Here is a 25,207-nt window from a genome sequence, read left to right on the forward strand (position 1 = left end):
GGGCGCAGCGTGCTCGTTGCGTTCGTCCAGTTCCAGTCCGCCGCATCCATCCGCGTCATTTATCCGTGTTAACATCGCTCCTCTCGCGCCAAGGCGTGGCGAGCCGGAACCCCGCGGTACACGCGGCGCCGTTCCAGCCGCCGGCCCCGCGCAGCATGCCCCCGGGCCTTCGGTCTCGCGATTTCGCACCTAAATTTCGCACCTAAGCGCCCTCAACCGCATTACCCATCCACAGACGATGTCCGCAGGCCTGAACCCCGCTCAAAATGAAGCGGTCCGTTATCTTGACGGTCCGTGTCTCGTGCTCGCCGGCGCAGGCAGCGGCAAGACGCGCGTGATCACGCAGAAAATCGCGCACCTGATCGAGGCCAAAGGCTTCGAGCCGCGCCATATCGCCGCCGTCACGTTCACCAACAAGGCCGCGCTGGAAATGCGCGAGCGCGTCGGCAAGCTGCTCGAGGGCAAGACGCTCACCACGCCCGGCAAGGAAGGCCGCAAGGTGCCCGTCAACCAGTTGACGGTCTGTACCTTCCATTCGCTCGGCGTGCAGATTCTGCGGCAGGAAGCGGAACACGTCGGTCTCAAGCCGCAGTTCTCGATCATGGATTCGGACGACTGCTTCGGCATGATCCAGGAGCAGGTCGGCTCGACGGACAAGGGCTTCATCCGCAAGATCCAGTCGATCATCTCGCTGTGGAAGAACGGCATGATCATGCCGGAGCAGGCGATCGCGATCGCCGCGAACGAAGATGAACATCAGGCCGCGATCGTCTACCGTAATTACGTGGCGACGTTGCATGCGTACCAGGCGGTCGATTTCGACGACCTGATCCGCCTGCCCGCCGAGCTTTTCGAGAAGAACGAGCAGGTGCGCGATCGCTGGCAGAACAAGCTGCGTTATCTGCTGATCGACGAGTATCAGGACACCAACGCCTGCCAGTACGAGCTGGTGAAACTGCTGGCCGGCAAGCGCGCGGCGTTCACGGCGGTTGGCGATGACGATCAGGCGATTTATGGCTGGCGCGGCGCGACGCTCGAAAACCTCGGGCAGCTCAGCAAGGATTTTCCGAAGCTGCATCTGATCAAGCTCGAGCAGAACTACCGTTCGACGGTGCGCATTCTCACCGCCGCGAACAACGTGATCGCGAACAACCCCAAGCTGTTCGAAAAGAAGCTGTGGTCCGAGCATGGCATGGGCGACACGATCACCGTCACGCCGTGCAACGACGAGGAGCACGAGGCCGAGTCGGTGGTGTTCCGTTTGTCGGCGCACAAGTTCGAGCGGCGCGCGAATTTCCGCGATTACGCGATCCTGTATCGCGGTAACTTCCAGGCGCGCATCTTCGAGCAGGTACTGCGTCGCGAGCGCATTCCGTATGTGCTGTCGGGCGGTCAGTCGTTCTTCGACAAAGCCGAGATCAAGGATATCTGCGCGTATTTGCGCCTGATCGCCAACGCCAACGACGACCCCGCGTTCATCCGCGCGATTACCACGCCGCGCCGCGGCGTCGGCAATACCACGCTGGAAGCGCTCGGCTCGTTTGCGGGTCAGGCGAAGGTGTCGCTATTCGAAGCGGTCTACATGGGCGGCATCGAGGCGCGCTTGTCGCCGCGTCAGATCGAACCGATGCGCGTGTTCTGCGACTTCATGCAACGTCTCACCGACCGCGCCGAGAAGGATGCCGCCGGCCCGCTGCTCGACGAGCTGATGGACGCGATCCACTACGAAGCCTATCTGTACGACGCGTTCGACGAACGTCAGGCGCAGTCCAAGTGGCAGAACGTGCTCGAGTTCATGGAATGGTTGAAGCGCAAAGGCACCAAGGCCGAGCCGGCAGGTTCGGAGAACAGCGAGGCCACGGGCTACGACACGGCTGACGGCCTTGGCGACACCGGCAAGAATCTGCTCGGCCTGATCCAGACCGTGGCGCTGATGTCGATGCTCGAAGGCCGCGAGGAAGACCCGGACGCGGTACGGCTCTCGACCGTGCACGCATCGAAGGGGCTGGAGTATCCGCACGTGTTTCTGGTGGGCGTTGAAGAAGGCATCATGCCGCACCGTGGCGGCCCCGATGACGAGCCGATCGACGACGCGCGCATCGAGGAAGAACGGCGTCTGATGTACGTTGCGATTACGCGGGCGCAGCGCAGCCTGCATCTGAACTGGTGCAAGAAGCGCAAGCGCGCGCGCGAAACCGTGGTGTGCGAGCCGTCGCGCTTCATCCCTGAGATGCTGCTCGACGACGCACCGCCGCCGACGCCCGAAGAAGCGCCGATGTCGCCAAAAGACCGGCTCGCGAGTTTGAAGGCGCTGCTGCAGAAGCCTTGAACGTAGTAGGGATGCAAAACCCCGCGTGCGGCAGGTGCATCGGCGGTTTTGCCGCGTGCGCAGGCTACAGTGGCACGGCCCGCCGGCTTGAAGTCGGGCGGGCGCCAACCGGAGACCGTTCGCATGTCCACGCCGCCGCTCGCGCAGTATCGCCGCGCGCTCGAAACCTATGTCGACGCGAAAGACAACACGCGTGCTGAGCGCATCGCCGAGGCCTTTGCCGCGGATGCGCTTCTCACCATTTCGCTTGCTACGTCGAATATCGCGTTCCCGGCGCGCACAGTCGGCACCGATGCGATCGCGAAAACGCTCGTCACCGATTTCGGCGCCCAGTACACGCGGCGCCGTACCTATTACGTGTGCGATTCGCTCGCGGTGCAAGACGGCACGATCGACGCCTTGCCCTGGCTGGTGGTGATGCGCGAACGGTCAACCGGCGCAGTGCGCGTCGGTCACGGGGTGTACCGGTGGCGTTTCGACACGACGTCGGCCGTCACGGGGTTCCATATCCATATTGCACGCATGGACGTCGTGCCGGACGCCGACGGTGCATTGCTCGAAGCGTTGCAGGATGGATTGAGCTACCCGTGGCTCGCACCTGCCGACTTGCACGCGCATTTCACGTCGCTCGCTCGCTGCACGCCCGCGCTGGCATTCGTCGAGGCGTTCAGCCTTCCTGCTGCGGCGCCGGCAGGTACCTGACCTGTGGGGCGCGGCGCGCGCTTGCACATGAAAAGTGAAAAATCCCTGCCCGTGTCGCCACGGTGCAGGGATTTTTTTGTCTGCGACAAGCGCAGGAAGCAGTCTTGGAAGCGCCTTATTTCACCGCGCTGACCATGTAGTCGACGGCGGCCTTCACGTCCGCATCGGAGGCCGTCGAGCCGCCTTTGGGCGGCATCGCACCCTTGCCGTGCAGTGCGTAGTTGTAGACCGTGTCCATCGAGTCTTTCAGGCGCGGCGCCCATGCGTCCTTGTCGCCGAACTTCGGTGCGTTAAGCACGCCGGCCGCGTGACACGCCTGGCAAACCTGCTGATACAGCGCCTTGCCGGCTTGCGAGGCGTCCGCGCTTTGCGCGCCGCCCGCTGCCGGGGCGGCCGCTTGCGGCACGCTTGCCATGGCTGCCAATGCGGCGGCCGCTTGTGCGGCGCCGGCATCCGAAGCACCCGCCGGTGCTGCCGCGGCGGCGCCGGACGCGGCGGCTGCCGCTCCTGCTGCCGGTTGCGCCGGTTCCGGGAAGCTCGCGCCCGAATTGTTCGCCATGTAGACCACGGCGCGGGCGATTTCGAAGTCGCTGTAATCGTCCGGGCTGGTGCCGCCGCGCGGGGGCATCGCGCCCTTGCCGGTGAGCGCCGTATGCCACAGCGTGTCGAAGCCCTGCGAAATGCGCGGGGCCCAGTCGGCGGCATTGGTGAATTTCGGTGCGCCTGCGGCGCCGGCCGCGTGACATGCGGAGCAAACGGCCTTGTAGACCTCTTCGCCGGTCTTGTAGACGCGTGGTGCATTGGCGTCGCGAATGTCGACTTGCGCGAGCGGCTTGATGCGCGCGCTGACCTCGGCTTCTGAAAGGCTATCTGTCCCGGCGCCAGTGCGTGTCGAATTATCGACGTAGATCACTAGCAGAACGATGATGACGATCGGTACCGCAAAACTGGCAATGATCGCGGCAATGAGCTGCCCGGGGGTTTTGATTGGGGCTCCGTGTGGTGCTTCGCTCATGCTTGTCTCGTCTCCGTGGGTATGTGAGCGGTACAGCGTGACGGCAACTTCTTGTTCTTGATTCAGCCACGGACGATTATAGACGGAACATTTCGGCGGCGGCGAGGGGCGCGGCGAGGTGTTCAGCAGGCGTTTACCCGCACCGTGGGGCGGGGTCGGCGTCATCTGGCGCGTAGGTTGCAGGGCCCCGATCCCGCCATATAGGCCGTCCGGTGGACGGTTTGGCCGAAACCGGGTATCCTTTCGGTCTCGCTTTGGCGTCGCTCCTGTTCAGGTTGCCGCGCTTTCGTGTTGAAGCGCCCGTAGCTCAATGGATAGAGTACTGCCCTCCGAAGGCAGGGGTTGCTGGTTCGATCCCAGCCGGGCGCACCAAATCTGGTCGAGTTTCAACGCGATTTCCCTTTTGTTTTAGCTTCCTGATTCGTTCCGCGCAGCCCTGCTGCGAACGACAGCCATTGTCACGACCGTCTGTCATCCGCCTCACCTCAAACCCTCACCAGCAACTTCCCAAGATTCTTCCCCTCAAACAAACTATTCAGCGCATTCGGCAACGCCTCAAACCCATCGACATACGTCTCCTGGTAAACAATTTCACCGTTCTTCACCCACGGCGCGACCGTCTGCAGCATCTCATCCATCCGATGCACGAAGTCACGCGCCAGAATCCCCTGAATCGTCGCGCGCTGAAACAGCATGTGTTGCAGGAAGCGCGGCGCGAGGTCCGGCGTATCCAACCCGCCGTCATACTGAGCGATCGCCCCGCAGATCACGATCCGCGCGCGGCGCTTGATGAGCGGAATTACCGCGTCGGTCACCATGCCGCCCACGTTGTCGAAATAGACATCGACGCCGCCGGTCGCCGCCTGCAGCGCTGAGCGCAAGCCTTCGAGCGTGGGATGAGCTCGATAATCGACTGCGCCGTCGAGCTTCAGTGTGTCGGTCAGAAACGCGCACTTGTCCGGGCCGCCCGCGATCCCGATCACGCGGCATCCGGCGCGTTTGCCGAACTGCGCGACCAGCGAGCCGACCGCGCCCGCCGCGCCGGACACGACCAGCGTGTCACCCGGACGCGGCCTACCCGCCTCCATCAACCCGAACCACGCGGTGCGCCCCGGCATGCCCAGCACGCCGAGCGCGGTCGAAACCGGCGCCGCGTCAGGGTCGAGTTTGGTCAGCTCGCTGTGATGGCACTTGGCGTACAACTGCCAGCCGCTATAGGCCGACACCCAGTCGCCTTGCTTGAAAAGCGGACTCGCCGACGCCACCACTTCACCCACCACGCCCGCCCGCTGCACGATCCCGAGCGGATGCGGCACGTCGTAGGTATTGCGTTCGTGCTGCTGGATCCGGATGTACGGATCGACGCTAATTATGCGCGCCCGAATCAGCACTTCATTCGACGACAAATTGTCGTCGAGTTCGCTTTCGCGCAACGCGTAATGCTCATCGCCAACGCGTCCTTCAGGACGCTTGACGTAAAACCACTGGCGATTTTGATAATTCATGGGAAGACTCACTGCGGTCATAGAGGGTGATCGATCTTACCAGCGAGGCCATCGCACGCTTGCGCGCCGGATGTCGCGGGCATTCGGCAATCTCGCCGGCGCAGTGCTGTTTCAAGGCACGTTGCCCCCTCAATTGGAGGGCGCGGCGGCCGCAGCCGTTGCCGCGCTATCCGGCTTGAACACCGTCTTCCAGTCATCCTTCATATCGACGACGAGCCAGCCTTTCGCGCCGGCTTCGTCCAGACCCTTGTCGAGCTTGCCGCTTTTCGCCGCGCGGTCGTACGCATACTCCCGTTCCCCGTCGGTGTGATGCAGCAGTGCCGCCAGACGCGGGCCGTCGCCGGCGGCCGTCCATTCGAGCATCGGCACGTCGCCGTCCGCGTTGCCGAAGGCGATCACCGGGCGCCGGCCGATTACGCGATCGATAGCGAGCGGTTTGGCTGCGCCGTCGACGAGATTGTCGACCTGCGCCAGCCGGGTCAGCGTGACGGCGCTGTTCGTCTGGCCGTACTTGTATTTGACGGTGCTGCCGATCACCTGCTCGGGCGGAATGCCGTACACGCGCGGCGCCAGGTCGCGTACGAACTCGACGTCGCTGCCCGTCACCAGATAGGTTTTGAAGCCGTTGGCGCGCAGATAGGCGAGCAACTCGAGCATGGGCTGATAAGCGAGGTCGGCGTACGGGCGGTTAAAGCGCGGGTCGCTCGCTGAGTCGAACCATTCGTGCACGAGCGCGGCGAATTGATCGCTGGTCATGCCGGCATGCGCTGCGGCTAGCACTTTCATGGAGCCGGCGTCACCGCTCCCCGCGATGCTTTTCAGATTGCCTTTCAGAATCGAGCGGAACGGCTCCTGCCGTTTCCATTCCGGATGCCGCCCGGCCACCGTCTTCACCCGTTGCAGCGCGAACACCAGTTGCACCGAGGCCGGTTGCTCGGGCCACAAGGTGCCGTCGTTGTCGAACACGGCGACCCGGTCGGCGCGCGGGATGAAATCCTTCGACTCGGGCGTGGTGACCAGTGTGACGAAATCCACAATCGAGCGCCGGGTCGTGGTGTCGTTCCATGACGCAAGGGCCGTGGCCGCCGACACGCCGCCCGGCGACTCGCTCGCGTCGTGACGCGGCGTAACGGTACAAGCGGAAAGAACCACAATGGCCAAAGCAACGCAGTACCGGTGCATCGTGCGAATCATGAAAGCCTCATCAAAAGCGGTGGGTCGAATCTAACGCGAGCGCCAGTCTAATGGCGTGCGCCGATTGTTGCAGCCCATTGCGTAGTTTTTTTGAGCGGCGGCGCCAATGCCGGCAATTTGCAATGGCATATGCCGTTATGCGGATTGGTATGAGGAGGCTAAAACAATTTCCAAATCTGGAGAAAAATATGCAATTGAAATGGCTATTAAAGCCTGATTCGAGCGGAAATTGGCTAGCTTTCGATCGTGTTACAAATTTATCTCTGTAATCTCGTGAAACGTTTGCTACCATTTCTCGACGATGTCCTGAGTTATGAATTTTTTACCTCCCGCATGCTTTGTTTGATGCGGCGTCTCTTCAGTCTGAAAGGAGCGTCCATGCAAGCCATGTATCTGGCCGTACTGTCTTTCCGGGCTGTTCGAAAGACCTAGCGCTCTTTAACCGCGCGTCTTATCTGTTCTGCGTATTTCCCTGCTGCCTTTGGCCGCCGGGTGAGCAAACACGTTTGTGCGATTAGTTTGATTTAATTAAAAAATACGAATTCTGTTTCCCGACTTTATTTACGTTGGGCAGCGGGAGTGCGTTCGCCTATAAGAAATGCCCATAGACGAGGTGCGGAATGGGTTGTAAATGTCTGCTTCGATCGGCAGCGTTATACGCCGCGTCGGTGTTGATGTCGCCTGCGTTCGCTCAGGCTTCCGCCGACGATGCCAATAAAAGTAATAACCCGCTGAATCTGGCCGCCTCATTCAACATCCAGAACTACTACACGCCGAGCGTGTTCGGCGCGAGCGCGCATACCAACGATCTGCTCTTGCGCCCCACCGTGCCGATCGGCCCAAACAGCCTGATCGGCGTGCCGCAAATCTTCCGCGCCACGGTGCCGGTCAGCACACGGCCCGACCCGAACGGCGGCTATAACACCGGCCTCGGCGACCTGAACCTGTTCGACATTTTCCTGCTGTCGCAAGGTGACGTGCAGCTCGGTGTGGGCCCGCTCGTGACCATGCCGACGGCCACCGATCCCAGCCTCGGCACCGGCAAGTGGCAAGCCGGTCTTGCCGCGGTCGCCGTCAGTGCGACGAAAGCGCGGCTGCTCGGCGCATTGGTGCAATGGCAGCACTCGTTCGCCGGGCAAAGCAACCGGCCCACCACGCAATCGCTCACTGCACAGCCGTTCGGCATCTTCAACCTGCCGGGCGGTTGGTACATCCGCTCGACGGGCATCTGGACTTTCGATCTGCAGCACGGCAGTTATTACATTCCGGTGGGCCTCGGCGCCGGCAAGGCGTGGAAGGGCGGCTCGACCATCTACAACGCGTTCATCGAACCGCAGTACTCCGTCGCCCATTCCGGCGCCGGAGTGCCGCAGTTCACGATCTTCGCAGGCTTGAATATGACGTTCGGCAAATAGACCGGAACCTGAGAGAAAGCAGACATGAGATCGAACTGGCTGCCCGCGCCCCGAGGCGTGTACGACCTTGTCATGCCGGTCCATGGTCCGGAAAAGACGCTATTCGACGTCGCCGGGACCTTGCCCGAGCCGCAAAAGCGCTAAACCGCGCATGGACGAACCTGAGAGCGATATGAACAAGAAAACCGTGACATGGGTCACCGCCGCCGTACTGGCGTCGGTCGCCGCGCCGATTCTGGCGAAGACGCAGCAGGACCAGCCACCCCATGCGACGGCCACCGCCGCATCCGTGCCGGGCCCGGTGGCCGGCTACGCGATCTCTGACGAATACGCACGGCTGGTGGCGCGCCAGACCTATTTCTGGGCGTGGCCGATGGTGAACGTCTACGGCCGCCTGCTGGCAATGAAGCAGGTGCCGCGACCGGGGCTGAACGGCGGCATCGTGCCGGTCGCGCCGCCCAATCACCTCTCGATGCTGCGCGACTATATCCAGCCGCAGGAGCGATTTGTCGCGTGTCCGAATCAGGACGTGGTCTACGGGTCCGCGATCCTCGATCTCAACCAGACGCCGGTGGTCGTGCAGGTCCCCGATTTCGGCAAACGCTTCTGGGTCTACCAGGCCGTCGATCTGCGCACCGACGGCTTCGCAAGTCTCGGCAAGATGTACGGCACGCGTCCAGGCTTCTATCTGCTGGCCGGTCCTGACTGGCACGGCCAGGTGCCGAAGGGCATCCGGCAGGTGTTCCGCTCGTCGACCGGGGTCGGCAGCTTCATCCCGCGTGTTTTCATGGACGACACACCTGAAGATCGTGTCGCCGTGCAGTCGGTGATTACAAAGGTTGGCCTGTATCCGCTTGCCGAGTACGACGGCAAGGTCAAGGAGACCGACTGGTCGGCGTTGCCGGTTTTCGGTCCGGCGGGTGGCGCGGCGGGCGGCAACGCCGAAGAGATCAAGTGGGTCGATCCCAACCGGTTCTGGGACGAATTGCCCACGGTGCTCGATGCAACACCACCGCAACGCGGCGAAGAAGCGCTCTACGCGCAGGCGCGTGCGCTGATCGCGGCGGCGCAAAAAGATCCGGCGATCAAGACCGCGATTGTCGACGAGGCGCTCAAGGCCGAGGCGGATCTGGTCACGCCATTGTTCAACTTCAACACCTTCGGCAAGCGCTTGCCCGCCAACTGGAACACGATCAGCAACGGCGCTGCATTCGGCACCGATTACTTCACGCGCACGGCGGTGGCGAAGTCGAACATCTTCGTCAACAAGCCGAACGAGACCAAGTACTTCTACGCCGATGCCGACGCATCCGGTCAGCGCCTCGACGGCAATGCGCACTACACGGTGACGTTCGCGAAAGATAGTTTGCCGCCGGTCAAAGGATTCTGGTCGTTGACGTTGTATAACGCGCATCACTTCTTTTCGCCGAACGCGCAAAACCGTTACTCGCTCGGCACCAAGAACAAGGACCTGAAATTTAATGAGGATGGCTCATTGACCCTCTACGTGCAGAACACGAGCCCCGGCAACGACAAACTCGCCAACTGGCTGCCGGCGCCGGCCAATGAAGCGTTTTCGCTGTATATCCGCGCCTATTGGCCGCAGCAGCCGGCGCTTGACGGCAGCTGGACGCCGCCGCCGATTGTGCGTGAGCCGTGAGAACTGCTTCGTCCCCCACCGGTGTGGCCTGTGGCCGCACTTCGTCTACACCTTCGTCCGTTGCGTGAAAATGCGGAGATTTTTTTTCGAGAGGATGACTATGAGTCGCTCTGGTCGTTTGTTCGCAAACCGGTCACTCGCCCGGGTGTGTTCGAGTGCGCTTCTGACTACTGCCGGCCTCGCGGTCTGCCAGCAAGTGTGGGCGACTGAAGGAGGTATCGGCAGGCCGATCACCGGCATGCAGGTCACGCCATACGCCGGTGTCGTGCCGCCTACCGATGACTGGATTGTCTCGGCCACCACGATTTATTACGAAGGCTCGCTGGGCGCGAGCAAGACTATCCCGATCGCCGGGCAGATTACCGCAGGCGTTGACGTGACCGCGGTGTACACCATTGTCAATGCCGTCAAGACGTGGGGCATCACCGTGGGCGGCTGGAATTTTGCGTCTTCGTTCGGGGTGCCGTTTCAGTACACCGACATCTCGTCGTTTCACGGCCGCTTGCCGAACGATCACAACACCCAGTTCGCGGACCTGTTTTTCACGCCGGTCGTCGCGGGCTACCACCTGACCAAGACCGACCACATCGCGCTTAGCGTGCAGATCTATGCGCCAACCGGTGCTTACTCCACGAGCCGGCTTGCCAATGCCGGGCAGAACACGTGGACCTTCACGCCGACCGTTGCCTACACGAAGCTGTTCCCGAAAGAAGAGATCGAGTTGTCCGTGAACTACGGGATCGGGTTCTATACGGCCAACAGCGACACGCACTATCACAACGCGCCTGTCAGCGTGCTCGACCTGCTGGCGCTCAAGCGCTTCGGCGGCTGGGGCGTGGGCGTGGTGGGCGGTTATATCCAGCAGCTCGGTCATGACAGCGGCGGTCTGGCCGATGTCACCGGCGGAAATCAGGGGCATTCCGTGGGTATTGGGCCGATGGTCACGTGGTCGGGCAAGGTCCAGAAAACGCCGGTGTCGGCATCGCTGCGTTGGGTCAACGAGTTCAACGTCAGCAATCGGCCGAAGGGGAACGCGGTGGAACTGTCGGTTAGCGCCACCTTCAAGTAACGGCCTATGCAGTTGTCGATCCGTCGTGCCTTTTATACGCAGTTGCCCGTCGACGCGGCCGCGCCCATCGAGGCTGAAAAGGGCCGCCGCCGCGGATGGTGCGCGCCGGTCGTTGCCGCGGGCTTGCTGCTTGCGTCGGCCCAGGTTCACGCGGCGTCGAAATTCATCGACCCCGAAGACGGCGCATTCGACCTGAGCGATCTGCTGCTGACACATCGCGGCGTGTTGCCCGTGCCGACGCTAATCACCGAACCTGCGGTCGGCTACGGCCTGGGCCTCGGCCTCCTCTATTTCACGATGCCGAAGAAAAGCGCGGACGCACCCGACGATTCCAGGGCACCACCGAACGTCACCGGTCTCGGTGGCTTCGCAACCGGCACACACAGCTGGGGTGCGGGGCTGATGCACTTCCACACCTGGGACGACGACCACATTCGCTATCTCGGTGTGATCGGCAAAGTGGGACTGCATCTGAATTACTACGGCATCCAGAATCAGCCGCGCGCCTACCAGCTCGACGGTGTCGCCGTGGTGCAGCAAGTGCTGTTCCGGATCGGCAATAGCCATTGGTACGTCGGTCCGCGCTACACCTTCTTCGATTCCCGCACGCGTTTCGGTCCGGTGATTCCGGAAGGGATTCGCCAGTTCGAGAAAGATCAGCGCGTTGCCAAGGCAGGCGTGGTGGTCGACTACGACACGCGCGACAACATGTTCTATCCGTCAAGCGGCACTTATGCGGAGCTCGAAGCGGATCTCGCGCGTGGCGGTCTTGGCAGTTCGACGAACTTCCAGGAGCAGACCGCGCGCGGCTACCAGTGGATTCCGCTATCGAAAAGCTGGGTGCTCGGCCTGCGAGCCGACACCGGATTCTCCCAAGGAAACATTCCGTTTTTCGCGCAGCCGTATGTGTCGCTGCGCGGGGTGTCCGATGCGAAGTTCCAGGACAGCAACCAGCTGACGGCGGAGGCCGAAATCCGCTGGAACGTCACGCCGCGCTGGGCGGTGCTCGGCTTCGGCGGGGTCGGCAAAGCCTATGGCCATCTGCATTCGTTTTCGGATGCACCTACGGCCTTCGGCTTCGGTACAGGTTTCCGGTATCTGATTGCTCGCAAGCTCGGTTTGTCGATGGGGATCGACGTCGCGCACGGGCCGGGACAGAACGCTTTTTACGTGCAGGTGGGCAGCGCCTGGCGCTGACCCGAACGATCGGGTTTCACATGGAGGCGGCTTATCCGCACGGCACCCGTTGGCACGCCGGGTTGGAACAGGCCGCGAAGCAGAGTTGTTTGGTTCGGCATGCTTTGCCGATGTCTTGTTGATTCGAGGAAATGACGATGGAAAAACAAAAACGCAATCGGCGGCTCACCGCCGTCACGGTCGCTGTCGCTACGCTTTGCCTGTCACATGCAGTACTCTCGCAAGCCGCCGCGCCTAACAAGGACGCAACGGCTATCACGAAGCAGGAAAACGCCGAGGTCTACAAGCAACTGCCGTTCGACGACAAGCAGGATTTCGAAGATGCGCAACGTGGTTTCATCGCGACCATTCCGAACGGTGTCATCAAGACTGACACGGGCGGCGTCAGCTGGGATCTGAACAAATACAAATTCCTGCAAGGTGAGGCGCCGGATACGGTCAATCCGAGTCTGTGGCGCAACGCACAGCTCAATATGTTCAACGGCCTGTTCAAGGTGACGGACCACGTCTATCAGGTGCGCGGTCTCGATCTCGCGAACATGACGATCGTCGAAGGCGATAACGGCATCATCATCATCGACGTGCTGGTCACGAAAGAGGCGGCACGTGCCGCGCTCGACCTGTATTACCAGCATCGTCCGAAGAAGCCGGTGCTCGCCGTGATCTACACGCACAGTCACGCGGACCACTACGGCGGCGTGAAGGGCGTGGTCGACGAAGCGGACGTGAAGAGCGGCAAGGTGAAAATCATCGCGCCGGAAGGTTTCCTTGCCGAAGCCGTCAGTGAAAACGTGTTTGCCGGCAATGCCATGGGACGCCGCACGCTCTACCAATACGGTGCGTTCCTGCCGGCCAGCGCGCGTGGCCAGGTCGATGCCGGCCTCGGCAAGACCACTTCGTTTGGCTCACTCGGCCTGATCGCGCCGACCGATACGATCAGCAAGACTGGCGAGACACGCACCATCGGCGGCGTGCAGTTCGAGTTCCAGATGGCGCCGGGCACGGAAGCCCCGTCGGAGATGCTGATTTACATGCCGCAATTCAAGCTTCTCGATACCGCCGAAGACACCACGCACACGCTGCACAACCTGTACACGCTGCGCGGCGCACAGGTGCGCGACGCGGCGAACTGGTGGAAGGTGTTGAACGAAGCGATCGTGCGATACGGCGACAAGACCGACGTCGTGATCTCGCAGCACCAGTGGCCGACGTGGGGGCAGGAACGGGCGGTCAGCTATATCGCCGGTACGCGCGACATGTTCAAGTACATCCACGATCAGTCGTTGCGCCTCGCGAACGAGGGCTACACGATGACGGAGATCGGCGAACAGATCCAGGTGCCGGATACGACCGGCAAGAAGTGGTACAACCGCGGCTACTACGGTTCGGTGAATCACGATTCGAAGGCGGTTTACCAGCGTTATCTCGGCTGGTACGACTCGAATCCGGCGAACCTGCATCCGTTGCCGCCGGAGGAGGAGTCGAAGGAATTCGTGCGCTACATGGGCGGCGCGGATGCGGTGATGGCGAAGGCGAAACAGGATTTCGACAAGGGCAATTACCGCTGGGTTGCCACCGCGATGAACAAGGTTGTGTTCGCCGATCCGGAGAACAAGGCGGCGCGCAATCTCGAAGCGGACGCGCTGGAGCAGCTCGGTTACCAGACCGAAAACCCCACGTGGCGTAACGAGTACCTGATGGGCGCGTACGAACTGCGCAACGGTGTGCCGAAGGTGCCGGGCGTGAACACCGTGACACCGGATGCAGTGGCGGCGATGAACCCGGCGCTGCTGCTGGACTACATGGGCATCCGCCTGAACGGTCCGAAAGCGAACGGCAAGCATACGACCATCAACTGGGATCTCGGCAACGGCGAGAAGTACGCGATCGAGTTGCGCAATTCGGTATTGATATACACGCCGAACGCGACGCTGCCGAATGCGGACGCCACGCTGAACATGAGCAAGGACGAGTTCGCATCGTTGCTGATGGGCGGCCAGACGCTCGACAAGGAAACGCAATCGGGTAAGGCCAAGGTGGCTGGCGATTCGCAGAAGGTGACGGAACTGTTCAGCATGCTGGATAGCTTCAATCCGATGTTCAATATTGTGACGCCGTAACAGTCCTGGGCGCGAGGGGAACGGTTAGCGGATGACCGAAACCTCTCGCGCGGCGGTGACCCGTGAAACGTGGTGATGGATCGAAGTGATCGTGAAATGTGGTCCTATTCGACGAAGTGCGCGATCGCGCCCGTCGATATGCTGTTTGGACCATCGCCGCCATTCGCAACCTCAATGTTGAGGCGTGACCGGCGGCGCGATGCGAACCACCTTTTGCGGACCACCATGAACGTAACCACATCAGACGACTTTATCGGAGTGCAGTCCCAGCATCCCTTTTCGAAAGCCTTCATTGTGCTTGGATACCGGGATGGATCGATCTCGACGATTCCGAATGACTTCTTTCGCAACTGGCTGGATGAAGAAGCGAAAGTCGGGACCTTCGTGATTGGCAAGTGCACGGGAATCGGCGTCGGCTCGATTGCCAAGTACGACGGCGAGTTTCAGAAGCTGGTAATCGGAAAGTACGTTGCGGGTGGCCTGAGATTGAAGTTCCTGCTGAATGGGCAGCACGACATGCGGACCATTTCAACGTCGATGCTGAGTGCTTACGGCAGTGGGCTGAGGAATGTGCCACCGCCTCAATACGGCGACATGGTCGTCCGTAACGACGTGTGGATCGGCGACGAAGCGATGTTTCTCGGCGGTTCCACCATCGAAAACGGATGCGTGATCGGGGCGAGAACCGTGGTGCCGCCCAATTTCAAAAGCGAGCCTTACGGCATTTACGTGGGCAGCCCTGCACGCCTTGTGCGGTTCCGGTTCTCCGAGCGTATTCGCGAGAAGCTTGTGGAGCTTGCATGGTGGGACATGCCGATGTCGTGGATGCAAAAGCACAACGACCGTTTCCTTGTTGACCTGACGGCAGACGAGGGGCAGTCGGTAGAAATCCTGACCGAGTTGTTGCGCGCGAAGAACGAGCCCGGCTGACCCGTCGACCGAGTGCGTTGCGTCCGATGACCGGTTTATCCCGCCGTCAGTGTTTATGGAGCGACGCACCATGAAAATCACGATGAAGCGATCCCTGCTGATGCTCGCCGGCGTCTGCACATCGCTTGCGGTGACACTCGCCACGCCGGGGCAAGCGCTCGCCGCTGCCGCTGTGCAGCCTGCGTTGCAATCTCTTCCGACAGCCTGGCCACGCGACTTCGACAGCGCGCAGCAGCGTATCGAGTTGTATCAGCCACAGGTGGAAGTGTGGCAGGGCAATCGGATCGAAGGCCGGGCGGCTTTCGCGGTTGGCGCGAAGGACGCCACACCGAACTACGGCGTCGCGCATTTCACGGCGCGCGCCGAAGTCGACAAGACGAGCTCGACCGTGCAACTGCTCGACATCGTGTTCGATCAGGTCGACATGCCGACCACGCCGTCCGCTGCCGACGGCGTCAAGGCCGCCTTGCAGGCGCGCATTCCGAAAGGCGGTCTCATCACGTCGCTCGAACAACTGCAGGCCAGTTATGCCAGCACCCACGAAGGCAGCGAGCCCGGCCTCGCGGTGCAGAACAACGTACCCAACATCATCTTTGCCGAACGTCCCACGTTGCTTGTGCTGGTCGACGGCGACGCGAACTGGCGCGCGTTCGGCGACGCGCACTATCAACGCCTGATCAACACGCGGGCGATGCTGCTCAAGGATACGCACGGCACACTGCATCTGAATGCCGGGGGCTACTGGTACGAAGCGGCCACGCTCGACGGTCCATGGCATCTGAATCCGGCGCCTTCGCATGAGCTGGTCGCCGCGGCGAACACCGCACAAACCAATCTCAAGTCCGATCCGATGCTGCCCGCCGACGGCAAGAAGCCCGCGCAGGCGCCGGATGTAGTGGTGGCGGCGCAGCCGGCCGAACTGGTGGTGACGAACGGCAAGCCGGCGTTGCAACCCGTGAAGGGGGTGAATCTGCTGTCCGTCGCCAACGCCGACCACGCGCTTTTCGTCGAGCCGCGCGACAGCCATTACTACCTGCTGCTGTCGGGCCGCTGGTTCAGCGCTGCGAGCCTTTCCGGACCTTGGGCTTTCGTTGACGGCAAGAGCCTGCCCGCCGACTTTTCGAAGATCGCGGCCGACGACCCGCGCGCGAACGCGCTCGTCTCCGTGCCGGGTACCCCCCAGGCGAAAGAGGCGGCGATTGCCGCAAGCATCCCGCAAACAGCGACCGTGTCGCGCAAGACCACCACGTTGAAGGTCGTCTATGACGGCGCGCCGAAGTTCGTCGGTATCGCGGGCACGTCGTTGTCGTACGCGGTGAATACGGCGACGCCGGTGATCCAGATCGCGCCATCGCAATTCTTCGCTGTCGCCAACGGGATCTGGTTCACCGCGAGCGCCCCGAGCGGACCATGGCATGTCGCCGATACGGTGCCGGCTGCGATCTATACGATTCCGGCGGCGTCGCCCGTGCATTACGTGACCTACGTTCATGTTTATTCAGCGACGCCCGACACGGTGGTGGTCGGCTATACGCCGGGCTACATGGGCGTGGTGGTCAATGCGGACGGTACCGTTGTGTACGGCACGGGCTATGTCTATCCACCCTATGTCGGTGATGTTTACTACGGCTATCCGGCCACCTACGGCTACGGCGCAGGCTTCGCGCTCGGCACCACGGTAGGCTTTGCCTTCGGTTTTGCGATCGGCGCCACATGGGGGGCAGCGTCGCCATACTGGGGACCGTATTGGGGCGGAGGCCCATGGAGCTGGCAATACGCGAACGTCAATCAGGCCAATATTTACGGCCGCTGGGGGCAGGGCACCGTGACCCACGCGAGCGGCTGGAACGGTTGGACCGGCAATAGCTGGGCCGGCACGGCGGCATCCGGATTCAATCCGTACACCGGCGGCCACTTCCAGGCGAGCCGCGGCGCGGTCGAGAACGCCTATAACGGCAACTTCGCGGCGGGGCGGCAAGGTTCGTTCAGCAATCCTTCGACGGGACGCAGCGGCGCGGCGCGCGGCGGCGTGGCGGGCAACGAGGCCACCGGCGATTATGCGGCGGGGCGGCAGCGCGCCGGCTACAACGCGCAGACCGGACGCTATGGCGCGGCCGAAGCCGGCGTGACCGGCAATGCGTATTCAGGCGATCACCAGGCGGGCACGAAAGGCATTGTGGGCAACAAGGACACGGGCAAGGCCGTCGCGTGGAATAACGGCAATGTCTATGCGGGCAGCGACGGCAACGTCTACCGGCACGATCAGGGCGGCGGCTGGGAGCAGCATGGCGCCGACGGCTGGCAGCCCGTACAGCCAAACGCGGGCCAAACCCAGAAGCTCGACTCGCTCAGGCAGGGCCATGACCTTGGGAATGCGCGGGCGAGTGGGCAGTTTCAGCCGCAGCGGCGGTTTGGGGGCGGAGGTGGGCGGTTCCGGCGGTGAGGCGGTGTGACCTGGCGGCCGATTCCGCTTAGAGGTATTTGTCGCCCTGCTGGCGAGCCCGGATTTTTTTCGCGGGGCTCCCGTATGCCACTGAAAAAGCGTCGACCGGTTTCATCACAATGGATCCCGCACCCACCACGCTGTGTTCGCCAATCGTGATTCCATGGCGCAACACGGCGCCAATGCTCACGGCGGCGTGGCTGCCGATGCGGCAATTGCCGCCGGTGGTCACGCCAGGCGCCAGGCTCGAAAAATCCTCCATGATGCAATCGTGATCGAGCGATGCCTTCGTGTTCACGATGCAGAACCGGCCCACGCGGCAATCGGCGTTGATAACCGCGCCCGCCATGACGACCGTGCCGGCGCCGAGGCTCGTCCCTTTGCCGACGCAGGCCGAGGGGTGAATCGCGCTGACGAACGGCAAGTGCGGGCAGATATCCGCCACCTTCGCGGCCACCTTCGCGCGAACGCTGTTGTCTCCGATCGCGACGAGCACGCCCTTCAGATCGTGTTCAATGGCGAGGCGCGCCAGATCGGATTCACCGCCGAGCACCGGGTAACCGAGCGTGGTTTCACCTACGGCCCGAAAGGCGTCGATGAGGCCGGCGATCCGGTGGGCGCCCTGCTTTTCAACAATGTCGATAATGACTTTGGCGTGGCCGGAAGACCCGACAAGCACGATGTTTTGCATTGCCCACGTTCCGCTTTTAAGGCCGGCTCAATTCATTGAATGCCGGCGATGATGCTGACAATGCGTTCAACGTGTACCGGGTTCAGATCGGGATAGATCGGCAGACACAGAATCCGTTTCGACGCGGCGCTCGCGGCGCTGAGATTGTCCTTGTTCGAGGACGGCAGGCCGCGATACATCGGGAATTCGGAAATCAGCGGATAGAAGTAGCGGCGCGCATAGATACCGTGCTCCTTCAGGCGCTCGTAGAGTGCGTCGCGGCTGATCGGGAAGTTGTCTTCGACCTGAACCGGAAAGTAAGCATAGTTCGCCACTTTCTCGCCGGCATCCGAGAGGCAGCGGATACCCGGTACGCCGCCCAGCAACTCGCGATACTGCGCGTCGATCGTCTTGCGCTTCGCCAGTGCATTGTCGACGTGTTGCAGTTGCAGGAGCCCGAATGCGGCATTGATTTCGCTCATCTTGCCGTTGATGCCGGCCGCCACGACCGTCACCTCATCCACGAAACCGAAGTTCTTCAGATGGTCGATGCGCTGTTTGGTTTTCGCGTCCGGGCAGATGATTGCGCCGCCCTCGAACGTGTTGAAAACCTTGGTGGCGTGGAAGCTGACGATCGACAGATCGCCGTGCTTGAACACGCTGCCCTCTTCGGTCTGCACGCCGAACGCGTGCGCGGCGTCGTAAATGACCTTGAGGTTGTAGTTGTCGGCGATTTTCTGGATGGCTTTCACATCGCACGGATGGCCGTAGCAATGCACCGGCATGATCGCGGTCGTTTGCGGCGTGATCGCGGCTTCGATCTTCTCCGGGTCCAGATTGAGCGTGTCCGGGTCGACGTCCACGAAGACCGGCTTGATGCCGTTCCAGAGCAGCGAATGCGCGGTGGCGGCGAACGAATAGGGCGTCGTAATGACCTCGCCGTTGATGCGCAGCGCCTGCAACGCAGTCACGAGCGCGAGCGTGCCGTTCGCGAATAGCGCGAGGTGTTCCACGCCCAGGTACTCGCAGAGTGCCTTCTCGAGTTGCTGATGGAACGGCCCCCCGTTGGTCAGGGTTTTGCTATTCCAGATTTTTTCGAGGTACGGCAGAAACTCGGCCAGCGGCGGCAGATGCGGCTGGGTCACATAGATGCGTTCGTCGTCCAGTGACGCGATTGCACGAAGCGGAGCGCTAGAGCCCATGGTTTCCTCGCTACTGTTTTTTGGTTCGGGTCACGATCGGCGGCGGTTACGCGATGTGAACCGGGTTGCCGCCGGACTTGCCATCGGCGTCTGCTTGGGGATCGTGCGCGCTGAAGGCGGCTGGTGCGAGGCCGTTGCACCAGCGCTGCCACATCGTGCGGAATGCGCGCGAGAGGCTCTGTGCGACAAGCTCCGGCCGGAACGGCGCCGACTGCATGCAGCGCTCCCGCAACGCCGTGCGGATGCTGGCGAGCGCGGGGATGTCGGAGGCCAGCTTGACGCCTTTGGCCACGAAGTCGTCCGCATCTTCGGCTGCGAACGCGTCGAGACCCGAATGGGCGAGCCATGCCGTCGCGGCCCGGCTTGCCATGGTCTTACCGAGGATCGTCAGCGTAGGCACGCCCATCCACAACGAGTTCAGAACGGTCGTCGAACCGGTGTACGGGAAGGTGTCGAGACAGATGTCGACCTGAAAGTGCTGTTGCAGGTAGACCTCGATGCGGGTACGCGGACGGAACGTCAGGCGCTCTCGTGCGATGCCTTCGTTGACGAACCAGCTGATGAGCTTCTCATCGCCTTCGTCGCCGTTCATCGAACCGAGCACCATCCGGGACGTGGGCAACTCGCGAAGCAGCCTCGCCCACACGGCGATCACATCGGGACGCAACTTGTTCAAGCGGTTGAAACTGCCGAACGTGATGTAGCCGTTGTGCATGGCCGGCAGGATGTTGACCGGCGGCGCATTCCGGTCCGGCTGGAACGGCCCGATGGAGGCCAGGTGCACGAGCTTCTCCGAGAACTGCTGCTCGATCTCGCCAAACGGCGTAAAGAAGCGGTCGCTGAGGTAATAGTCCATCGCGTCGAGACCGGTAGTCGCCGGGTATCCGATCCAGCTGGCCTGAATCGGCGCCGGCTTGCGCGCGAACGCCTGCAGCCGGTTACGGCCGGTGTGCCCGCTCAGGTCGATCAGGATATCGATCTTGTCGGCGCGAACCTTGGCGACGAATTGCTCGTCGGCCATACCGGTGATCATGGTCCATTGGTGAACCTGGCCGCGCATCCATTGCGTGTAGTCATCCTCTTGCGCGTGGTTGTAGTAGACATGGAGCTGCAGGCTCTTGTCTTTCGCCAGCGGTTCGATGATCGGCAGCAGGTAGGAGGCGACGGCGTGGCGGAACAAGTCACCGGAGACGATGCCGATTTTCAATTGGCGATCGGGCGCGCGGCTATTCGCGTGATGCAGTTTGGGCAGACGCAGCGAGGTTTCGTGAATGCGGGCGAACTCGCGATGCTCGGCGTAGATCTGCTCAGGGGCGACGTGCGGGTTGTGCGCGATCGTGAAGAGCAAATTGCTGCGCGAGGGCGCATTTTTGGGGTCGAGCTCAAGCGCGCGGCGAAAGGACAGCTCGGCCTCGTCCGTGGCGCCGGCGTTAAGCAGCACGACGCCCAGCGTGCTGTGCGACTCGGCATAGTCGGGCGTGAGTTCGGTTGCACGACGGCATTCGGCGATTCCTTCGCTGGTGCGGCCGAGGCCAGGCAGCACCATGCCAAGGATCCGATGACCTTCTGAATGATCCGGATGCAGTTCGAGCAGTTTTCGGCACTCGGCTTCTGCTTCGGCGTACTGGCCAAGTATGCGCAGCAAGTCGGCCAGTGCTTTGCGAACCTCGGAATCGTCGCTGCCAAACTTTACGGCGTTCCGCAGAGGCTGGGCGGATTCGCTGTACTGGCCGGCCTTGTGAAGCGCGATGCCGAGACAACGCCAGGCGAGGCCGTTCGACGGATAGCGCTCCGTCAGGCTTCGTCCAAGCTTGACGGCATCCGGAATGTGGCCCTTGGTAAAGAGCGTGTTGAAGCGGTTGATTTCCTGCGGGGTGGGGCGGCGCGTATCGAGTGCCGCCGCCGTGATGTCCGTGGCGTCCGTGGTGGCACGATCTGTCGAAATGGCCACGGTCACCGAGGGTTCCGGCGATGCGACGACCGGCGAGACCGCGGCGGTGGCAAGCACGGGTGCGCCATGCGCCATCCGCGTAATCAGTCCGTCGACCGCCGGCCCCTTCAAGCCTCTTTGCTGCCCCATTTCCAGCGCCAGCCAGGCCGCCTGGGTCTGGTCCGCGTCGATCAGTGCGCTGATGTAGGCAACCCAGAATTGCCCGTTGTTCGGCGCGCCGCCGAGCGCGGCTTCCAGGTGCGGCAGGGCGTCGGCCGGACGGCCACGTTGCGTGTACAGCACGCCGAGGTTGTACTGCACGTCGGCGTGGCCGGGCCTCGCGTCGAGGATCGCCTTGTACAGCGCTTCGGCGTCGTCGAACTCTTCCTTGTGGTGGTGCGCCAACGCGGTCTGCAAAACCAGAGCAATGTCTTGCTCGAGCTGTTGTTCGGGCGTCAGGGGTTCAGCCGTCGGCTGCTCGTGAAGGAGAGTCATGGTCTCAGCGCAGAATGGTCTATGACGGAAATTGTGCGGCCGGGCGGGCCTTTCCGATGCGCGGAGATGACGGTGAAAAGGCCGCCTGTTTGGCGTATGGGGCGGGGCTGCGGAAACCCCGCGCGGCATGAAAAAAGCCCGCACGAGGCGGGCCGAGGGAACGAGCGCGCCTCACTTCAGCGCGTGGTTCTTATTATTCGGTACTGCAGGCCGGTGCCACGGCGCCCTTTTGTGGGCGGGGCCTGCGGTTCGGCCTGGGCGATGCGGCCGGGAGCGGTCGCACCTGATCCCGGGTCTACTTACAGCCGGGCGATCCGTTGATATTCGCCGGCGGCCTTGGTGCGCCCCATTGCTGCCTCGAACTCGACGTGCAGTTCGTTCTGGGTGGTTTCCGCGTCGGCGAGCAGCGCTTCGTCGATGGCCTGGATCCGGCGGATCATCTCCAGTGCGGCCGGTTCCTGATCAGCGGACAGCGACATCAGCAGCGGCGAGCGCTCCTCGGTCAGACGGGCCGCTTCCGGCCAGTCGGCGAGCGAGGCAGCGTGCTCGATTTCCCGCGTCATCGACAGCAGCCGTTCGATCAGTTCGGTCTGGTTCATTTCGATTGGTCCATGGACTTAGGTGTTGTTGGCGGACGCCAGCGCGCCGGCGCTGTTGGCGCCGCCGAACAGGGCGGTCAGGTACTGCGAATTGTTGTTCATTGTAGCCATCAGCGTGTCGAGCGCGGTGAACTGCGCCTGATACTGACTCGTCAGCTGGGCAGTGTAGTCGGCAAGCGCGCTTTGCTGCGTGGTGATGCTCTGCAGGTCGGTATTCAGCGCGCTGGTGCGCGTATCGATCAGGCCGCCGGTCTGCGTGAAGTTGGTGATGCTGGCATTCAACTGCTCGGCAATGCCGTTGGTGGAGTTGAAGAGCGAGGCGACCGATGCCGGATTGGCCGTCAGGGCCGTGCTCAACGTCGTGTTGTTGACCACCATGGTGCCGTCAGCCGGGTCGTCCTTCAGCGTAATGCCGATCGCCGCCAGCGTGCTGCCCGTCGTGCCCGTGCCGACCGCGCCGCCGACGATCGTGGCCAGCGCGTTCTGGATCGTCATTAGCGTGGAGTCGCCCAGCAGCGGACCCTGCGACGAGGACGACGAGTTGTACGACGTGAGCGTCGACATAGTCGTGACGACGGTGTTGTAGAGGCTGACGAAGTTGTTGATCGCGGTGCTTTCCGCCGTGGTGTCCGCCGCGACGGTCAGTGTTTGCGTCGAGCCCACGGCCGCAGCGGACAGATTCAGCGTGACGCCGGAAATGGCGGTGGTCACCGAGTTGGTCGAGCTGCTGGCGGCGATCCCGCCGATCGTGAATTCCGCGTCCTGAGCAGACGAGCTTTGCGTCCAGGCGTTGCTCGAATTCGCCGACGTGAACGTCGATTGGCCGCCCGTGGTGCTCGCAGTCGAGGTCACGCCAAGGCTCGACAAGCCGTTGTCGGTGGTGGCGTTGACCGAGACGTTGATGACGTTGGCCGCGCCGGTATTCGACGTGCGCAGCAAGAGGTGGGCGCCGTCCGAACCGGTCACGATGGTTGCCGTCACGCCCGGGTTGCCGGTGCCGGAGTTGATCGCGGCGGCAATGCCGGAGAGCGTGTTATTGGTGCTGTCGACGTTGATATTCATCGACTGGTTGCCGATCGAGATCGTCATCGTGCCGGTGCCGAGCTGTGTCGTGGCGCCGAAGGCTGCCGAGGACAAGGCTTGCGAGCTGGCGATCTGCGTGACGCCGATCGAGTAGCTGTTGGCCACGGCGCCCGTACCCGCGGTGGCGGTCAGTCCGGTGCCGCTCGCGGTGGCCGAGAAGGTCGACAGCGTGGAGCCGGTGGCAAGGCCCGCGATGCCCGACTGCAGCGCGTCCAGCGCGGCGGTCAATGCGCCGTATGCGGACACCTGGGTGTTGTCGGTGGTTTGTTGCGCCGTCAGGGCCGCGGCCTGTCCCGCGGTCTTCGCGTTCACGAGTGCCGTGACGAGCGTCCCCACGTCCATTGACGTGTTGCCGGTCGAGCCGCTGATGATCGATTGCGCGGCCGATTGCAGCGCGGCATTGGCAGCGGCGGTCGATGCCGCAGTAGACGTGGTCGAGATCGAGGACATTGCAGAGGCTCCGGGCGTCTGGGAATCTGTATTGGGTGGTGCGCGATGCTACATCACTTCGTAATCGGAATGCACAGCGGGAGGCGAGCCTCCCGTTGTGTGGAACCCGGAGATGCGCCGCACTTACGCGCGGCGCATCTCCGTTACTGCATCAGCCCTTACTGCAGGAGCTTCAGAACTTGCTGCGGGTTCGAGTTAGCTTGCGCCAACACCGAGATACCAGCTTGTTGCAGCACTTGTGCCTTGCTCAGATTCGCCGTTTCCTGTGCGAAGTTGGCGTCCGTGATTTGCGACTGTGCCGACGACAGATCGGTCGATTCAGCTTGCTGCGACGTGGCGATTGCCGTGAAGCGGTTTTGCGCGGCACCCAGCGACGCCTGCAGGTTGTTGACGGTCTGCAGTGCGTTGTCGATGGAGACCATTGCTTCGTTCGCGCCGGTAACCGTGCTGATGTTCAGGTTCGAAACCGTCGGCGGGCTGTTGATCGCGTTGATCTGCGCAACTGCCGAAACCTGAGCGGCGGAACCTGCGCCTGCCGTCGTCGTTGCACCGGCCTGAAGTGCCAGAGCCGTACCCTGCGTACCCGTACCTGCCGTTGCGCCTGCGCCGAACACCGCGGATGCGACTGTCTGTGTGATCGCCTGGTTGTTCTGGTCGGTGAAGGTGTAGCCGCCCTTGCCGTCCGACAGCACGTTGATTGCCGTGATGGCCGGGCTGGCAGCCGTCGTGTAAGCACCCGACGCGTCCACGCTGACGTTGACCGTGCCCAGCGTTTGACCCGTTTGCACCAGGCCGCCGCCGATCTTCGCCGACGACATCGATTGGTTCAGGTTCAGGCTGATGGTCTGGCCAACGTTCGCGCCGACCTGGAACGTCACGCTGCCTGCCGAGCCGTCCAGAATGTTCGTGCCGTTGTACGTCGTTTGCGACGCGATACGGTTCACTTCCGAGATCTGTGCCGAAACTTCCTTCTGCAGTGCAGCCTGATCGCTCGGCGACAGCGTGCCGGTCGATGCCTGCACAGCCAGCTGACGAATACGTTGCAGGCTGGAGGTGAGCGAGGACAGTGCGCTCGATGCGGTTTGAATCATCGACACGCCGTCATTCGCATTCGACACGCCCTGGTTCAGGCCGTTGATCTGCGTTTGCATACGCGTCGAGATCGCCAGACCTGCTGCGTCGTCCGCTGCGCTGTTGAT

Annotated in this window: 18 protein-coding genes and 1 tRNA gene; 10 read left to right on the plus strand and 9 right to left on the minus strand. The window is 62.4% G+C overall.

Going from position 1 to position 25,207, the window contains the following annotated elements:
• Window positions 1-238: 238 nt before the first annotated feature.
• Complete coding sequence (locus BCY88_RS22850; RefSeq protein ID WP_120346451.1) at window positions 239-2,329, plus strand: UvrD-helicase domain-containing protein; 2,091 nt, start codon at window positions 239-241, stop codon at window positions 2,327-2,329.
• A gap of 123 nt (window positions 2,330-2,452) precedes the next feature.
• Window positions 2,453-3,031 (plus strand): hypothetical protein, encoded by a 579-nt coding sequence (locus tag BCY88_RS22855; RefSeq protein WP_120346452.1) that lies wholly within the window; start codon window positions 2,453-2,455, stop codon window positions 3,029-3,031.
• 115 nt (window positions 3,032-3,146) lie between these two features.
• Here BCY88_RS22855 and BCY88_RS22860 read toward each other — a convergent pair whose 3' ends face one another.
• Window positions 3,147-4,046: a c-type cytochrome gene (locus BCY88_RS22860; protein ID WP_120346453.1), complete on the minus strand. Its 900-nt coding sequence runs from the start codon at window positions 4,044-4,046 to the stop codon at window positions 3,147-3,149.
• A 296-nt stretch (window positions 4,047-4,342) separates the two neighbouring features.
• Here BCY88_RS22860 and BCY88_RS22865 point away from each other — a divergent pair.
• A tRNA-Arg gene (locus BCY88_RS22865) sits at window positions 4,343-4,418 on the plus strand.
• Between the two features lie 113 nt (window positions 4,419-4,531).
• On the opposite strand, the gene BCY88_RS22870 is transcribed toward BCY88_RS22865, so the two are convergent.
• Together BCY88_RS22870 and BCY88_RS22875 are read right to left on the minus strand one after the other, a co-directional pair.
• Window positions 4,532-5,551: an NADP-dependent oxidoreductase gene (locus tag BCY88_RS22870; protein WP_120346454.1), complete on the minus strand. Its 1,020-nt coding sequence runs from the start codon at window positions 5,549-5,551 to the stop codon at window positions 4,532-4,534.
• A gap of 129 nt (window positions 5,552-5,680) precedes the next feature.
• Window positions 5,681-6,745, minus strand: a complete 1,065-nt coding sequence (locus BCY88_RS22875; RefSeq protein ID WP_120346455.1) for an HAD family hydrolase — start codon at window positions 6,743-6,745, stop codon at window positions 5,681-5,683.
• A 620-nt stretch (window positions 6,746-7,365) separates the two neighbouring features.
• Between BCY88_RS22875 and BCY88_RS22880 the strand changes: the two genes are divergently transcribed.
• The 7 genes from BCY88_RS22880 to BCY88_RS22910 all read left to right on the plus strand — a co-directional run bounded on the left by BCY88_RS22880 (window position 7,366) and on the right by BCY88_RS22910 (window position 17,579).
• On the plus strand, window positions 7,366-8,160 hold the full coding sequence (locus tag BCY88_RS22880) for a hypothetical protein (RefSeq protein WP_259461488.1): 795 nt from the start codon (window positions 7,366-7,368) through the stop codon (window positions 8,158-8,160).
• Between the two features lie 172 nt (window positions 8,161-8,332).
• Window positions 8,333-9,820, plus strand: coding sequence for a DUF1254 domain-containing protein (locus BCY88_RS22885; protein ID WP_120346456.1), 1,488 nt, complete (start codon window positions 8,333-8,335; stop codon window positions 9,818-9,820).
• A gap of 100 nt (window positions 9,821-9,920) precedes the next feature.
• A complete protein-coding gene (locus tag BCY88_RS22890) occupies window positions 9,921-10,889 on the plus strand; it encodes a SphA family protein (protein ID WP_259461489.1) in 969 nt (322 codons plus the stop codon).
• A 6-nt stretch (window positions 10,890-10,895) separates the two neighbouring features.
• Window positions 10,896-12,086, plus strand: coding sequence for a BamA/TamA family outer membrane protein (locus tag BCY88_RS22895; protein ID WP_120346458.1), 1,191 nt, complete (start codon window positions 10,896-10,898; stop codon window positions 12,084-12,086).
• A gap of 137 nt (window positions 12,087-12,223) precedes the next feature.
• Window positions 12,224-14,206 (plus strand): alkyl/aryl-sulfatase, encoded by a 1,983-nt coding sequence (locus tag BCY88_RS22900; protein WP_120346459.1) that lies wholly within the window; start codon window positions 12,224-12,226, stop codon window positions 14,204-14,206.
• Between the two features lie 225 nt (window positions 14,207-14,431).
• Window positions 14,432-15,136: an LbetaH domain-containing protein gene (locus BCY88_RS22905; RefSeq protein ID WP_120346471.1), complete on the plus strand. Its 705-nt coding sequence runs from the start codon at window positions 14,432-14,434 to the stop codon at window positions 15,134-15,136.
• Window positions 15,137-15,206: 70 nt separating this feature from the next.
• Entirely contained in the window at window positions 15,207-17,579 is a 2,373-nt protein-coding gene (locus BCY88_RS22910; protein WP_120346460.1) for a carbohydrate-binding family V/XII, read from the plus strand.
• Window positions 17,580-17,607: 28 nt separating this feature from the next.
• Here BCY88_RS22910 and BCY88_RS22915 read toward each other — a convergent pair whose 3' ends face one another.
• The 6 genes from BCY88_RS22915 to BCY88_RS22940 form a co-directional block, all read right to left on the minus strand.
• Window positions 17,608-18,270 carry an acetyltransferase gene (locus tag BCY88_RS22915; RefSeq protein ID WP_120346461.1) on the minus strand — a complete coding sequence of 221 codons (663 nt, stop codon included), beginning with the start codon at window positions 18,268-18,270 and terminating at the stop codon, window positions 17,608-17,610.
• Between the two features lie 32 nt (window positions 18,271-18,302).
• On the minus strand, window positions 18,303-19,451 hold the full coding sequence (gene vioA / locus BCY88_RS22920) for a dTDP-4-amino-4,6-dideoxy-D-glucose aminotransferase VioA (protein ID WP_120346462.1): 1,149 nt from the start codon (window positions 19,449-19,451) through the stop codon (window positions 18,303-18,305).
• A gap of 46 nt (window positions 19,452-19,497) precedes the next feature.
• Window positions 19,498-21,876 carry an O-linked N-acetylglucosamine transferase family protein gene (locus BCY88_RS22925; protein ID WP_120346463.1) on the minus strand — a complete coding sequence of 793 codons (2,379 nt, stop codon included), beginning with the start codon at window positions 21,874-21,876 and terminating at the stop codon, window positions 19,498-19,500.
• A 299-nt stretch (window positions 21,877-22,175) separates the two neighbouring features.
• The gene (locus tag BCY88_RS22930; protein ID WP_120346464.1) at window positions 22,176-22,475 is read right to left on the minus strand and encodes a flagellar protein FliT; all 300 of its coding nucleotides are present in this window, start codon (window positions 22,473-22,475) and stop codon (window positions 22,176-22,178) included.
• 18 nt (window positions 22,476-22,493) lie between these two features.
• Complete coding sequence (gene fliD, locus BCY88_RS22935; protein ID WP_120346465.1) at window positions 22,494-24,008, minus strand: flagellar filament capping protein FliD; 1,515 nt, start codon at window positions 24,006-24,008, stop codon at window positions 22,494-22,496.
• A gap of 158 nt (window positions 24,009-24,166) precedes the next feature.
• Window positions 24,167-25,207: flagellin (locus BCY88_RS22940; RefSeq protein ID WP_120346078.1), on the minus strand; the 1,041-nt coding region annotated here is incomplete at its 5' end.

Source organism: Paraburkholderia fungorum, assembly GCF_003610895.1.
Classification (GTDB): Bacteria; Pseudomonadota; Gammaproteobacteria; order Burkholderiales; family Burkholderiaceae; genus Paraburkholderia; species Paraburkholderia fungorum_B.

What these genes read in the sequence shown, in the direction of transcription:
- BCY88_RS22860 (WP_120346453.1), bottom strand. Translation starts at nt 4,046, where the DNA reads ATGAGCGAAGCACCACACGGAGCCCCAATCAAAACCCCCGGGCAGCTC.
- BCY88_RS22880 (WP_259461488.1), top strand. Translation starts at nt 7,366, where the DNA reads ATGGGTTGTAAATGTCTGCTTCGATCGGCAGCGTTATACGCCGCGTCG.
- fliD (WP_120346465.1), bottom strand. Translation starts at nt 24,008, where the DNA reads ATGTCCTCGATCTCGACCACGTCTACTGCGGCATCGACCGCCGCTGCC.
- BCY88_RS22910 (WP_120346460.1), top strand. Translation starts at nt 15,207, where the DNA reads ATGAAAATCACGATGAAGCGATCCCTGCTGATGCTCGCCGGCGTCTGC.
- vioA (WP_120346462.1), bottom strand. Translation starts at nt 19,451, where the DNA reads ATGGGCTCTAGCGCTCCGCTTCGTGCAATCGCGTCACTGGACGACGAA.
- BCY88_RS22915 (WP_120346461.1), bottom strand. Translation starts at nt 18,270, where the DNA reads ATGCAAAACATCGTGCTTGTCGGGTCTTCCGGCCACGCCAAAGTCATT.
- BCY88_RS22850 (WP_120346451.1), top strand. Translation starts at nt 239, where the DNA reads ATGTCCGCAGGCCTGAACCCCGCTCAAAATGAAGCGGTCCGTTATCTT.
- BCY88_RS22900 (WP_120346459.1), top strand. Translation starts at nt 12,224, where the DNA reads ATGGAAAAACAAAAACGCAATCGGCGGCTCACCGCCGTCACGGTCGCT.
- BCY88_RS22875 (WP_120346455.1), bottom strand. Translation starts at nt 6,745, where the DNA reads ATGATTCGCACGATGCACCGGTACTGCGTTGCTTTGGCCATTGTGGTT.
- BCY88_RS22930 (WP_120346464.1), bottom strand. Translation starts at nt 22,475, where the DNA reads ATGAACCAGACCGAACTGATCGAACGGCTGCTGTCGATGACGCGGGAA.
- BCY88_RS22925 (WP_120346463.1), bottom strand. Translation starts at nt 21,876, where the DNA reads ATGACTCTCCTTCACGAGCAGCCGACGGCTGAACCCCTGACGCCCGAA.
- BCY88_RS22905 (WP_120346471.1), top strand. Translation starts at nt 14,432, where the DNA reads ATGAACGTAACCACATCAGACGACTTTATCGGAGTGCAGTCCCAGCAT.
- BCY88_RS22895 (WP_120346458.1), top strand. Translation starts at nt 10,896, where the DNA reads ATGCAGTTGTCGATCCGTCGTGCCTTTTATACGCAGTTGCCCGTCGAC.
- BCY88_RS22855 (WP_120346452.1), top strand. Translation starts at nt 2,453, where the DNA reads ATGTCCACGCCGCCGCTCGCGCAGTATCGCCGCGCGCTCGAAACCTAT.
- BCY88_RS22870 (WP_120346454.1), bottom strand. Translation starts at nt 5,551, where the DNA reads ATGAATTATCAAAATCGCCAGTGGTTTTACGTCAAGCGTCCTGAAGGA.
- BCY88_RS22885 (WP_120346456.1), top strand. Translation starts at nt 8,333, where the DNA reads ATGAACAAGAAAACCGTGACATGGGTCACCGCCGCCGTACTGGCGTCG.
- BCY88_RS22890 (WP_259461489.1), top strand. Translation starts at nt 9,921, where the DNA reads ATGAGTCGCTCTGGTCGTTTGTTCGCAAACCGGTCACTCGCCCGGGTG.